The organism is Corynebacterium sp. HMSC063G05, from assembly GCF_001810555.1.
Lineage (GTDB): Bacteria > Actinomycetota > Actinomycetes > Mycobacteriales > Mycobacteriaceae > Corynebacterium > Corynebacterium jeikeium_D.
Window position 1 is genome coordinate 1 of record NZ_KV801839.1, and the last position, 12,776, is coordinate 12,776.

Sequence of the window (12,776 nt, forward strand, 5' to 3'; positions counted from 1 at the left end):
TGAAAGTCAGACACACTTTTTGCTACTTAACCCGCTTTTGTTTACGGCTATTGCTTGCGGTTTTGTCTGCCGTCTAGCGCACAAGCGCACTAGCGCACGACAATACCGTCGGAGTCAGCGTAGAGCGTCTCGCCCGGAACGAAGTCAATGCCGCCGAAGGAGACAACGACGTCGCGCTCGCCCTCGCCGGTCTTGGTGGACTTGCGCGGGTTGGTGCCAAGCGCCTTGCAGCCGAAGTCCATCTCGCCAATCAGCTTGGAGTCGCGAATCGCGCCGTTGACGACCACGCCAGCCCAGCCATTGTCCTTGCCGAGCCCCGCAATAACGTCACCGACCAGAGCCGTGTGCACAGAAGCGTCACCGTCGATGACGAGGACACCGCCTTCAGACGGCTCGGAGAGAACCTTCTTCAGCAGCGCGTTGTCCTGGAAGCACTTGACCGTGGAGATCTTGCCGCAGAACTCCAGGCGACCGCCGAGGTTACGCATCTGGGTATCGCAGGAACGCACGTCCGGGCCGATCTCGTCAACCAGGTCAGCGGTGGGGATGAATTCGATTGCCATAGGGGATTCAAGTCCTTCCGAAAATTGCTCGCATCAAGTGTTAAACCCATTGTTTCAAACTCAAGATGTGACTAAAGACATATGGTGCAAATTCGCTGGCAGCGATTGGTGCTCCGAAGGGCGGTCCAGATTGATTACTCTGGTGAGTCAGAACGCGCCGACAACCACACGTGCGCAGGAAGGGTAGAAGATGGCTGGGTTTAATTGGTTTTGGAAGGCTCTTAGCGGCAAGCAAGGGCGCAACCAAAAACGCAGCGTAGGGCTGGTGGCGCGTGCCGCTGAGCTCGAGCCACAGGTACAGGCGCTTTCCGACGCTGACCTCGCCGACTTCACCCGCCAACACGCCACCGACGCACCGGAGCTTTTAGCCGCGCTCCGCGAAGTTTCCCAGCGCACCCTGTCCATGCGCCCCTTTGATGTGCAGCTGCAGGGCGCACTGGCGCTCATGGAGGGAGACGTTGTCCAGATGGCCACCGGTGAGGGCAAGACTCTCTCCGGCGCCCTGGCTGCAGCCGGTTTCGCGCTGCGCGGCCACCGCGTGCATTCGGTGACCGTCAACGACTACCTCGCAGGCCGCGACGCGCAGTGGATGCAACCGCTGTTCGGGTTCCTAGGGCTCTCGGTGTCGGCTATTTCGCCGCAGGAGGGACCGGGGGAGCGTCGTAAAGCATATGCGGCAGACATCGTCTACGCCGCCGTCAACGAACTCGGCTTCGACGTTCTGCGCGACCGCTGCGCGCCGACCATCGAAGACCGCGTGCAGTCGCCCGCTGATGTCGCGATCATCGACGAGGCCGACTCCGTGTTGGTGGATGAAGCGCTGGTCCCGCTTGTGCTTGCCGGCAATGAGCCGGGCACCGCACCGACCGGACAGATTACCGACGTGGTGCGCCGCCTGCAGCTCGGCGACGACTACACCGTCGACGAAGGTCGTCGCAACGTCTTCCTCACCGATACCGGCGCCGCACGCGTCGAACGGCTGCTTGGCATCGGCTCACTGTACGACGCCGAGCACGTCGGCACCACTCTGGTTCAGGTCAACGTTGCACTGCACGCCCACGAGCTGCTGCAGCGCGATGTCGACTACATCGTGCGCGACGGCAAGGTCCAGCTCATCGACGCTTCGAAGGGACGCGTGGCGGAACTGCAGCGCTGGCCGGACGGTCTACAGGCGGCGGTAGAAGCCAAGGAGGGCCTGCAGGTCTCTGAGGGCGGTCGCATCCTCGACTCCATGACCATCCAGCAACTCGTCGGCCGCTATGACATCACCTGCGGCATGACCGGCACCGCCACCTCCGCGGGCGACCAGTTCCGCGAGTTCTACGGACTTCACGTCTCCGTCATCGAACCCAACGTCCCATGCATTCGTGACGACGAGCCCGACCGCATCTACGCCACCACCGACGACGCGTTCGCCGCGCTTGTCGACGAGGTCGTGGAACTCAACGGCACTGGTCGACCAATACTCGTAGGCACCCGTGACGTGGCGGAATCGGAACGACTAGCCGATGCGCTGGTCCTGCGCGGCATCGAATCCTCGGTGCTGAACGCGAAAAATGACGAGCTGGAGGCCCAGGTCATCGCCAATGCTGGCGATATTGGCCGTGTCACGGTGTCCACTCAGATGGCCGGGCGAGGAACCGACATCCGTCTCGGCGGGGCAGATGAATCCAACCGCGATGCGGTCGTTGAGCGCGGTGGACTATGCGTCATTGGCCTGGGGAAGCACCGCACTGACCGACTGGACAATCAGCTGCGTGGCCGCGCCGGGCGCCAGGGCGATCCGGGCTCGTCGGTGTTCTTTGTCTCCCTGGATGATCCGGTGATTTCCGAGGGCGCTGCTGGCGAGACGCTGAGCGTGCTGCCCGAGGATGATGGCCGTGTCCGGGATAAGAGGGCATACCAGTTCATCGACCGCGCACAGCGAGTGACAGAGGCGACCATGCTGTCGATTCATGCGACGACGTGGAAGTACAACAAGCTCATCGGTGACCAGCGCGAGATTCTGGATGAGCGCCGGGAGAAACTGCTGACTACCAATGCAGCCTGGGAAGAACTGTCCAAGTTGGCATCGGCGCGGGCCAAGGAAGTCGAATCCGTAGTCGGGCGCGATGTCGCCGAGGATGCTGCCCGGGAAATCATGCTGAGCCACCTGGATCGCGGATGGTCAGACCACCTGGCGGATCTGGATGACCTGCGGGAGTCGATTCACCTGCGCGCGCTGGCTAAGGAAAGCCCCATTGATGAGTTCCACCGCGCCGCCATCGGCGCCTTTAAGAACCTGGTGAACAATGCCGTTACCGAGTCGGTGCAGACCTTCCAGGAGGTCGAAATCGACGGCGAAGGCGCACATCTGGAGGACACGGGTCTTGCTCGCCCGAGCTCGACGTGGACTTACATGGTCAACGACAACCCATTGAGCAATGGTGGTGGCTCGGTCGTCGGCTCGATTGCCGCGATGTTTAGGTAAGCCGTAACCACAAGTTTGGTAACAATTTGAAAATATTTCTCAGGTGACCGGCCTAGGTACACCCACAGAGAAAGCTCTCAGATGTCGGTATTTACGCATATCAATCATGTTGTACATACCCTGTCGGTGAGCTGCGTCACAACATGGTTGGGATTAGATAACAACATGAAAGCGGTTGGGGCGCTATTATCTAAAAAGTAACGAGTAAATCGCCCAAGGTTATCCCGGAGGGAAAGATATGACTAGCAATAGCGGCCAGCCAGAGGCATCGGTCGAGACCACCTCGGTCTTCCGTGCAGATTTGCTGAAGGAAATGGAGTCCGGCTCTAACACGGACTCCACGGTCTCCGGTGTTGAAGGACTTCCGGCGGGCTCGGCACTCTTGGTTGTCAAGCGGGGGCCAAATGCGGGTTCGCGTTTCCTGCTCGATCAGGCAGTCACCACCGCTGGTCGTCACCCGGACAGCGACATCTTCCTCGATGATGTGACTGTTTCCCGTCGTCACGCAGAGTTCCGCAAGAACGGTGACTCCTACGAGGTCGTCGACGTGGGATCGCTGAACGGTACCTACGTTAACCGCGAGCCGAAGAACTCCGCGGTTCTGGCTAATGGTGACGAGGTTCAGGTCGGTAAGTTCCGCCTCGTCTTCCTGATCGGTAACTAATTCGACATCGGTTAATGTCGGCACCTGTCGGCATTAACCCCTTATTTTTGTAAAGGCTCGGAAAAGACCAGTGGCAGCAGTACGCAAATCAGCAGTTTCGCAGCCGACTTCGTCGGAAAGCACTGCGAAGCAAGCACGCTCGGTGGGCAAGAAGAAGACCATCGGTGCTGTGCTGAAGGAAGTCAAGGTTGAGTTCCCTGATGTAACGCTGTCCAAAATTCGTTTTCTCGAGTCGGAGGGGCTGCTGTGCCCGTCGCGTAGCTCCTCGGGTTATCGTCGCTACAGCCAGGCGGACATTGACCGCCTGCGCTACATTCTCACCGTTCAGCGCGATAACTACTTGCCGCTGAAGGTTATTAAAGAGCAGCTCAACGAAATTGATGCGGGCAACGCTGGCGGCGACGGGCTGGCATCGGTCACTCCACTGGTGACGGCGGATCAGTTCCGCGAAGCCGCAGTGGTCTCGCTGACGCAGGCGGAGCTGGCAGAGCGCACCGGCGCTAGCGAGAAGTTCATCACTGAACTGGTTCGAGTCGGCCTGATTACTCCGGACACGCTGAACATGTTCGATGGCGATGACCTGCTCATCACTGAGACGGCGGTCAAGCTGGCTGAGTTTGGCCTGGATGCCCGCCACCTCAAAACTGTGCGTACCGCTGCGGCCCGTGAGGCAGATTTGGTGTCGCTCGCTGCTAGTCCGCTGAGTAAGTCGCGTGCGGCTAGCGGCAAGCAGAAGGCTGTGGAGATGGGCCGTGAGATGACTGCGCTGATGGTCACGCTGCACGGCACTTTGGTCAAGCGCCAGGTCAACAAGGACCTGGGGAAGTAGTCGGTAGTCCCGCGTAAATAGCGGCTCGCTACAATTATCGCTGTTATGGACGAAAAACTCGTAGAAGTCAAGTTTCTAGACTGGATGGCGCATCCTCCTGAGGACGATCCAGTGCTGCTCCTGCATGCCGAAGAGACCAATCGGATTATCCCGATTTGGATTGATTTGGCGACGGCGACGAAGTACTCCGCCCGTGAGACCGGCGCTACGCAGCGTCGCCCGGGCATGCATGAGGTCTTCGTCGATACGCTGGACATGGTGGGGCAGAGCGCCCTGCGCGGCCAGATTACGGGCGTGCATGAGGGCGTTTTCATCGCCAGCCTGGTGCTCGAAGGTGGTGCAGAGATTGATATGCGGCCCTCCGACCTCATCCTTATCGCTAGCGAGCTTGAGGTTCCGCTGTATGTCGCGCGTGATGTGCTCGACGCCACGTCGGTAGCGGCGCGTCTCGTCGCAACCAATGGCGGTTCGCTTACCGACGAGTCGGAGACCGACTCCGTCGAGGCATCGGTGTCGGAGTTTGCGGAATTCCTCGACAGTATTGATGCTGACTACTTCGCCGAGCCGCATGGTGATGCGGAGGACAAGAAGTCTGATGGTGAAGCCGACGGTGGCGCCGATTCAGCTTCCGATGGCGACCGTTAAACGTGTGACTGGAGTGAATAACTGGCTACTTTTGAGGTAGTTGTGACGCTTATTTCCTCCGGCGTGTCGCTGAATGACCCCATAAAAGGGGTAACTTTTCGTAAGTTATAGTTTCATTCCGTCCTGCGGTTTTGCTCCCGGGTTGTGCTTGAGCTGGGGAAACTGTGGCTCCAAACTCTAAACCTTAACTTTAGGTTTAGAGATTCGGCGTGTCGTCCTGTGATGTATTGACAGCCGATTAACCTTGGCGAAAGATAAATAACGGCAGTGAAACTACCTCGGGAGAATTTATATGGTCGACGACAACAGCGGTTCGCTCTTTGGCGACAATGAGCTCCGTGCGTCGGACTCGCAAGAGCCACGCGCGGTTCAGGAATCCCTGTTCGACATGGGGCCGGACGAGCAGGTTGGCTACCGCGTTCCTATCGCATGTCAGGTAGCGGGCATTTCTTACCGCCAGCTGGACTACTGGGCACGCACCAAGCTGGTGGAGCCTTCTATTCGTACCGCCAAGGGCTCAGGTACCCAGCGTCTGTACTCCTTCCGTGACATCCTCGTTTTGAAGATTGTCCGCGGACTGCTGGACACCGGTATTTCCCTGCAGAACATCCGTCTGGCTGTCGACCGCCTGCGCGACCTCGGCGTCGATGACCTGGCTACCATCACTCTGGTTTCCGACGGTCGCACCGTCTACCAGTGTCGCTCCAATGAAGAGGTCATCGACCTGCTCAACGGTGGCCAGGGAGTGTTCGGCATTGCTGTCCCGGGCATTATGAAGGAACTGACTGGCACCATCGCCTCCTTCCCGTCCGAGCGTATCGACGGTACTCAGGAGAACCCAGGCACTGGCATCGACGAGCTGGCTGAGCGTCGTCGCCGTCGCATCTCCTAACAGCCAACAGATACGGTAACCGCCAACGATACGGCTGAATAGCGGCGTCGCTGCTACGGCCGCCGCTCAAATAGCCGAAACAAACTAAACGAAAACCGCCTTCCACAACTGGTTCCGTCTTACCTCTCCCGAGGTTGGACCAGATGGAGGCGGTTTTTTCTACTTACTCCGTACCGATAGCCGCAGCCAACTGAGAGGCCAGGCCATCGCCGTAGTCAGCCGCAATGCGCAGAGAGCCAGTGGTCATATTTGCCACTTCCTGCAGCTCGGGGCTGGAGCTGTCCCCGTCGGGAAGCACGATGACCTCAATCGTTACCGGGCGGTCCGGGCTAATGAGTTCCTTGATCCTCTCGACAGACTCGGCGGCATCGGCGCCCGAGGCATCGCGACCCGAGGTGAGCACGACGAGACGGTTCGGCTTGTCAGGGGAGTAGGTGTCGCGGGCGGCCTGGTAGGCATCGATAAGCGCTGGCCAGAACTGTGCCTCACCACCAGCCGGAAGTTCGGCCAGCGAACCCTTTACGGCGTCCGCGCCGTTGTTGGCCTCGTCATCGGGCGCGGGAAGTTCCGCGAGGCGGTTCACCTCGGGTGCGAATGTCCACAGACCGTATCGGCCGCCAGGTGCCGCATCGATAGCGCCGGTCAGTGCCGCAGACAGTGCCCCAACATCGACGCCCTCGGAGGTGTCAGCGAGCAGGAGCGCCGAACCCACCGCAGTTGCGGGCTGTTGCGCGTCCGGCTGCTCCAATGCTTGTGGCAGCGCAAAAGAGTCCGTCTGAATCTGCGAGAGCACCCCAAAGTTCTCTGCTACTTCAGGGCTGAAAGCGCTCTCAGCAGCTTCGCCGTCGGCGCCGTGATCTGCTGCGAAGTTGCGGAAGTCCTCGGCCGCGCGAGCCGTGTTCTCGTCGATCTTGCCGCCGGAGCCAAAGGTGACAACTGGCGCATGCAACTGGGGTGCATCCGCAGGGGAGACCAGCTTCAGCCCTTCGCCGGCCATTTGCAGCATGGGCTGGGTCGCGGCCACACCGTCGAAGTCGGCAACGTTCTGGCTGAGCATGGTCAGCAGAGTATTGGAGGTGTAGACCTCACCCAAGCCCGCGCGTTCGCGAGCGACGTCCGGGCCACCGCCAAGTCGAGCACTAATCACGGCCGACAGTGCCGCATCGGAGCCACCTGGGGCGGCCACGCGCAATCCTGCAAGCTCTTCCCAGGTGGCGTTGTTCAGCTGGTCAGCACGATTGGTTGTGAAGGCCACGCCGCTGGCAATCGGCGGCAACCACGTCTTGGGGTTGTTGACCTTGACCTTGTCTGAGTTCTTCGCCTGGTCCACAAAAGAGATATCGGCGGGAATCCAGACTCCCGGAGTCATAATTCCAGTACCGGCTTCACCCGCAGCGGGGTCCTCCGGAGCTCCCTCACCAGCTTCAGCACCGCCAGCCTCAGACAGGGCGTTCACAACCTCCTGCGAGCCCGCCACCGTAATCTGTGGCCGCACACAGAAGTCCCTCACCACGGGATTCGACTCGCCATAGTCCTGCACAAGTTTCTGTGCCGAGCCCACCGCAGCAGGATCAGCGGTCACCACCAGCGTCAGGTCACCCTTCGTACACCGTGCACGGTCAGCATCAATCGACGAATCGTTGCTCTTGCGCAGATTAACCCAGGCAAAAACCGCAGCGACCAAAACAATTACGACCAAGACGGCAATAAAAGGCCCCTTAGCCACTCGATAGTTGTTCTCACCCGAGGCGTGTCGTCCCATGTCGTTCTAGCCCTTTCTATGCTGAGTGTGCTCGGCACTGTCGACTCGCAGCAGACCTCGTCGTAAAGCACAAACGCGCACGTAACTCCTGCCAACTTTACTGCGTGGACAATGCGACATCTACCACTTCGAGAAGACGGCCGCGCAGAACATCGGCACGCGCACTGAGCTCACGCTGGCGGCGGACGTACTCGGCCTTGCCTTCGGGCGTTTCGATGCGAATGGGCGCAAAACCCCAATCCCGCAGATCGTAGGGAGCGGCGCGCATATCCAACTCACGGGCACTGCACGCGAGCTCGAAAGTATCCAGCCACAGGTCGCCGGGGACCGCCTCGCCGAGCTTGGTCGCCCATTTATACAAGTCCATGTTGGCGTGCAGACACCCCATCTGCTCACAGTGCGGCTGTGTCTCGCGCGTCGGGGCAAACTCGTTGAGCGGCACGGCGTCGGGCGTGAAGAAACGGAAGGCGTCGAAGTGCGTACATCGAACCGTGTGGGCCTCGACGACCTCGTCCGTGCCTGCCTGACCCAGCCGCAGTGGCTCCGGATGACGATGCTCCGGCTGGCGATACACCATCGCCCATTCATGCAGGCCAAAGCAGTCAAAGTGCGCCGGATTCGCGCGCGTCGAACGCAACAGATGGCCGATGTACGCCACCGTCTTACCTCGCTTATCGACGTACGCCGAAACATCCATACGCGCCGTCCCCGAGGCGGTATCGGTGGGGTCCTTGCGGGCAGGGCTATCGGTAGTGTCGTCCGTGTCGAGGGTAAAGAACTTCAGGTGACTGATGTCCTTGGCTGTCGCACCGGGAAGATCTACGCCGATGCCCGGTGACCAGCGGCGGAGCTGGCCGGGCTTAACGGGGTAGTACTCGAAGATGAAGTCCCAGACCGGGTGGCGCTGGCCGCGACTGCGACGGGACAGGTGGTCGCGGGTCAGGACATCGACGCGGGCGATATGCCTTGCTTTGGCTTCACGCCAATCGAAAGACGAATCGGGCGTAGGCGTCACTGCTGGCGTCCCTGCGTGCTGCCTGGTCGGGTCCGGGGCTGGTTCACGGCCGAGTGCTGCTTTGGCGCACCGCTGCGACGCGGGGAGACCTCGTGGGTCCAGTCGCGCACGACACCGACCTGCTCCTCGATGAGGTCCTCCAGAGCCACGATGCCGATCTGCTCCGCGCCGGAGAAAGCACCGGTCTTCGGAGCGATGCTTGCCGGGGCGTTTGCGCGCAGGTGCGGCTTTGGCATGCGAGCGCGTACAGCCACTGCCATGTGGGCGCTGTAGCGGCGCATGATGCGCAATCCCTCATCCAGCGTGGCATCGATCGGAATCTCGATCATCGGGCGAATCTCGTCATCGGGGATGGCTGTCTCTGGGCCGGAGGCAGGATCCATGACGCGGTCGAGGACATCTTTCACGTGAACATAGCCGCGGTACTCGTTGGGCTCATTGTTGGCCGCAGCGACGGGGAACCGGGAGAAACCAGTTTCGGTGACCGCCGTCTCTAGATCGCCCACAGTCGGTGCGGTGGGGAGGCGCCGAATCTGCTCGTGCGGAATCAGTACCTCCTCAATGGTGCGCGTGGCCGAAGCCAGTGTGCGACGAAGGCGGACGTGCTCCTCGCTGTCAAGGAGCCCCTCTTGACGAGACTCCGCAATCATCGATGCCAACTCAGTGGAATCGACAGTGGTGTCGAGCTCATCGCGCTGCTCAATGCCGAACAGCTTAAGCGTATGGCGAGCCATCCAGTTAAACAGCAGCAACAGCGGCTTGGTCAGACGGTAGAAGACCATATGAACCGGAATAAGCAGCATGGCCATCGTTTCCGGTCCTGCCAGCGCGATATTCTTCGGCACCATCTCACCGAGCATGATGTGCAGCACTGACACCAGCATCAATGCGATGGCAAAGCTCAGCGGGTGCAGCAGCGACTCCGGAATACCCATCGCCTGGAAGGGAGCTTCCAGCAGATGTGCCAGCGCCGGCTCAGAGACCTTACCCAGCAGTAGCGAGGCAATGGTGATGCCCAGCTGTGCGGCGGCGAGCATCATCGACAGGTGCTCAGAAGCATTGATAACTGTGCGTGCGCGCTTCTTTCCCTGAGCCAGCAGCGCTTCCAAACGGTCACGGCGAGCAGCAATAAGTGAGAACTCCGCGCCCACGAAAAACGCGTTGACCAACAGCAAGAAGAAAGTCAGGAGGATTCCAAACCAGTCACTCATAGGTTGAACATCTCCTTAGCGCGCTCGTTGGTAACAGGGATCAAAATGGCACGGTCCACGCGGCGGTCATCCATCGCTAGAATGCGGGCGTACCAGCGTCCGGCGATACCCGATTCGAACTCGTCCATGAAATCGCGTTCGGTCTCTGGCAGCAGGACGACGTCACCGACCTCCGGGATGCGACCGAGCGCAAACATAATCAATCCACCGAGCGTTTCGAAGCTACCTTCTGGGGCGAAGTATCCGACCTTGGTCGGCAGCTCGTCGGTACGCACAAGGCCAGAGCAGTTCCAGCCTTCGATCGCGCGTTTGACTTCCTGCTCGGACTCCTTGTCGTCGTACTCATCCCAGACCTCGCCAAGAATTTCCTCGACGACATCCTCGATGGTGACAATGCCGGCGATGCCGCCGTACTCGTCCGCGACCAGCGCAATCTGCGAACCGGCCGAACGCACGGCCTCCAGCACGGCATCGCCGTCCAGCGACTGCGGCAGCGTCGGCACAGGCCGTGCAATCTCCCGCATGGTGGTGGTTGAACGCTTCGCCGCAGGCACCGCAAATGCGTCCTTGACGTGGACAACACCGACAGTGGCATCGAGGTCTCCGTCAGTAATGGGGAAGCGGGAATGCCCCGATTCGATAGCGACAGCCAGCAGGTCCAGCGCCGTGTCATCGACATCGAGGGAGGTAATCGTCGACCGCGGCGTCATTAGGTCCTCCGCCGTCGTTTCGCCAAAGCGTAACGACGACTCGAGCACAGCGGCCTTCGACTCATCCAATGCCCCCTGCTCCGCAGAATTGCGCACCAGTGCTTCCAGCTCCTGCGGGGAACGCGCCGAAGCCAACTCATCCGCCGGTTCAATACCGAGCTTGCGCACCAGCCAGTTCGCCGTAGCATTCAGCGAATGGATGAAGTAATGGAACACCCAGTTAAACGCCATCACCGGACGAGCCGTAACTCGCGCTACTGCCAACGGCTCTGTAATCGCGACATTCTTTGGCACCAATTCGCCGTAGACCATCGACAACATCGTGGCCACAATGAGCGCAAGAATCAGTGCGGTCGGTCCCGCTGCAGACTCGCTGAGCCCCATCCAATGCAACATCGGCGTGAAGTACTGCGCCAGCACCGGTTCCGCGAGGAAACCAGTTGCCAGCGTGGTCAACGTAATGCCCAGCTGTGCACCGGAGAGGTGGAAGGACAGTCGATTATGCGCCTTGTGAACGGCCTCAGCAGGTGCATCCGCTGAACGGGCGCGGTCGGCGTCAATCGTAGATCGCTCCAGTCCCGTCAGCGCGAATTCAAACGCCACAAAGAGGCCGGTGCCAGCGGTTAGCGCGATAAAGCCGACAACCGCGACAATATTGAGAACAATATCCACTGATTATCTCTTCTTCTTTTTCCCTCGCTTGGGGCGGTGTACGCGACCGCCAGCACGATTCTTTCCGCTTGCCGACGGACCGCCGCGCCCGCGGTAACCGGCACCACCAGCACCGCCTGCCGATTGGCTCTGATCTTGACGAGCCCGGCGCGGACGCCGTGCGCCCAGTTCCTTGACAAATCGCGGCAGTCCCGGAGCGGCGCGCAGCTCTTCAGCTTCAACGCCGGCCCCTGCCAGCAGCTCGCGGGCCTGATCAACCTGGCGGTCACGCACAATCATCGCTACCGTGCCGGAAGCACCTGCACGAGCCGTCCGACCCGAGCGGTGAATATACGTCGCGGAATCCCTTGGCGGATCCGCGTGCACAACCAAGTCAAGAGCATCGATATCAATGCCACGAGCGGCCACATCCGTGGTGACGAGGACATTGATTTCACCCTCGGCAAAGGCCTTGAGGACCGCGCGACGAGTTGCCTGGCCACGATCGCCGTGGAGGAAACCTAACTTGATGTCGTAGAACTGTAGAAACTTAGCCAGCTGCACGACACGCGCCTTAGAGTTGGCGAAGATGACGCACTGATCCTTGCGGGAGGCAATCCAGGCGACCACTTCGTCGGCTTCGTTGTTGTCCTCCACCCGAAGTAACAGATGCCGCATATTGCGCATGGTCAACCGGGAGGCAGTGACCTTGTGCTTCGCAACTTCAGTGCTACTTGCGCGACGATCGCGAATAAGCCCCGCGGCGTCGTCGTTAATCGTGGCGGAAAAGACCATGCGCTGTGCCGACTTCGGGCACGCACGGACCAGGCCCAGAACATCGGGCAGAAAGCCCATGTCAGCGAGCATGTCCGCTTCGTCGACGACGACAGCGAGGACGTGCTCAAGGCTGAGTAGACCGCGGCGGCGCAAATCGTGTGCGCGACCCGGTGTGACCACAGCGATATCGACTGGTGCCGCGAGCAGAGTCTGCTGCTTGGCCACGGAATCACCGCCGACCAAGCTCAAGACACGCAGACCTGCAGCGGCACCGATGTCAGCCAGGACATCAGCAATCTGATCTGCGAGTTCGCGCGTTGGCGAAATAATTAGCGCGCGCGGGTAACCGGGAAGCGCTGGAGAGGCGTTATTGAGTAACGCGACCAGCGGAATGCCGAATGCGAGCGTTTTGCCCGAGCCTGTAGGGGCCTGCGCAAGAACGTCCTTGCCAGCGAAAGCATCTGGCAAAGTCGCCACCTGCACGGCAGTAGGCGAAGTTATGTGCTGGGCACGCAGAATACTCACAATCGCTTCCGGCGTGCCCAACTGTCTGAAATCACTGGACTCAGCAGGAGGGGGCATGCTTG

Annotated in this window: 11 protein-coding genes; 5 read left to right on the forward strand and 6 right to left on the reverse strand. The window is 60.2% G+C overall.

Translation table 11 applies throughout. The features are described from left to right. Nucleotides 1–89 precede the first annotated feature (89 nt). Nucleotides 90–563 (reverse strand): ribonuclease E activity regulator RraA, encoded by a 474-nt coding sequence (rraA, locus tag HMPREF2751_RS01430; protein ID WP_048758460.1) that lies wholly within the window; start codon nucleotides 561–563, stop codon nucleotides 90–92. 190 nt (nucleotides 564–753) lie between these two features. Between rraA and secA2 the strand changes: the two genes are divergently transcribed. The 5 genes from secA2 (at nucleotide 754) to HMPREF2751_RS01455 (ending at nucleotide 6,063) form a co-directional block, all read left to right on the forward strand. Then, a complete protein-coding gene (gene secA2, locus HMPREF2751_RS01435) occupies nucleotides 754–3,033 on the forward strand; it encodes an accessory Sec system translocase SecA2 (protein ID WP_070595205.1) in 2,280 nt (759 codons plus the stop codon). 238 nt (nucleotides 3,034–3,271) lie between these two features. Continuing rightward, entirely contained in the window at nucleotides 3,272–3,697 is a 426-nt protein-coding gene (gene odhI, locus HMPREF2751_RS01440; RefSeq protein ID WP_016422837.1) for an oxoglutarate dehydrogenase inhibitor Odhl, read from the forward strand. A 70-nt stretch (nucleotides 3,698–3,767) separates the two neighbouring features. Further along, nucleotides 3,768–4,526, forward strand: a complete 759-nt coding sequence (locus HMPREF2751_RS01445) for a transcriptional regulator FtsR (protein WP_070595207.1) — start codon at nucleotides 3,768–3,770, stop codon at nucleotides 4,524–4,526. A gap of 45 nt (nucleotides 4,527–4,571) precedes the next feature. Next, entirely contained in the window at nucleotides 4,572–5,171 is a 600-nt protein-coding gene (locus tag HMPREF2751_RS01450) for a bifunctional nuclease family protein (protein ID WP_049170474.1), read from the forward strand. A 388-nt stretch (nucleotides 5,172–5,559) separates the two neighbouring features. After that, nucleotides 5,560–6,063, forward strand: coding sequence for a MerR family transcriptional regulator (locus HMPREF2751_RS01455; RefSeq protein WP_172620271.1), 504 nt, complete (start codon nucleotides 5,560–5,562; stop codon nucleotides 6,061–6,063). Nucleotides 6,064–6,226: 163 nt separating this feature from the next. On the opposite strand, the gene HMPREF2751_RS01460 is transcribed toward HMPREF2751_RS01455, so the two are convergent. The 5 genes from HMPREF2751_RS01460 to HMPREF2751_RS01480 all read right to left on the reverse strand — a co-directional run bounded on the left by HMPREF2751_RS01460 (nucleotide 6,227) and on the right by HMPREF2751_RS01480 (nucleotide 12,771). Beyond that, nucleotides 6,227–7,825 carry a vWA domain-containing protein gene (locus tag HMPREF2751_RS01460; protein ID WP_070595209.1) on the reverse strand — a complete coding sequence of 533 codons (1,599 nt, stop codon included), beginning with the start codon at nucleotides 7,823–7,825 and terminating at the stop codon, nucleotides 6,227–6,229. 97 nt (nucleotides 7,826–7,922) lie between these two features. After that, on the reverse strand, nucleotides 7,923–8,840 hold the full coding sequence (locus HMPREF2751_RS01465) for a 3-methyladenine DNA glycosylase (RefSeq protein WP_070595211.1): 918 nt from the start codon (nucleotides 8,838–8,840) through the stop codon (nucleotides 7,923–7,925). Continuing rightward, a complete protein-coding gene (locus tag HMPREF2751_RS01470) occupies nucleotides 8,837–10,051 on the reverse strand; it encodes a hemolysin family protein (protein WP_049170482.1) in 1,215 nt (404 codons plus the stop codon). Before HMPREF2751_RS01470 ends, HMPREF2751_RS01465 begins: the two co-directional genes overlap by 4 nt. After that, nucleotides 10,048–11,433: a hemolysin family protein gene (locus HMPREF2751_RS01475; RefSeq protein ID WP_016422831.1), complete on the reverse strand. Its 1,386-nt coding sequence runs from the start codon at nucleotides 11,431–11,433 to the stop codon at nucleotides 10,048–10,050. The genes HMPREF2751_RS01470 and HMPREF2751_RS01475 overlap by 4 nt, the downstream gene beginning before the upstream one ends. Nucleotides 11,434–11,436: 3 nt before the next feature. After that, entirely contained in the window at nucleotides 11,437–12,771 is a 1,335-nt protein-coding gene (locus HMPREF2751_RS01480; RefSeq protein WP_222865657.1) for a DEAD/DEAH box helicase, read from the reverse strand. Nucleotides 12,772–12,776 lie beyond the last annotated feature (5 nt).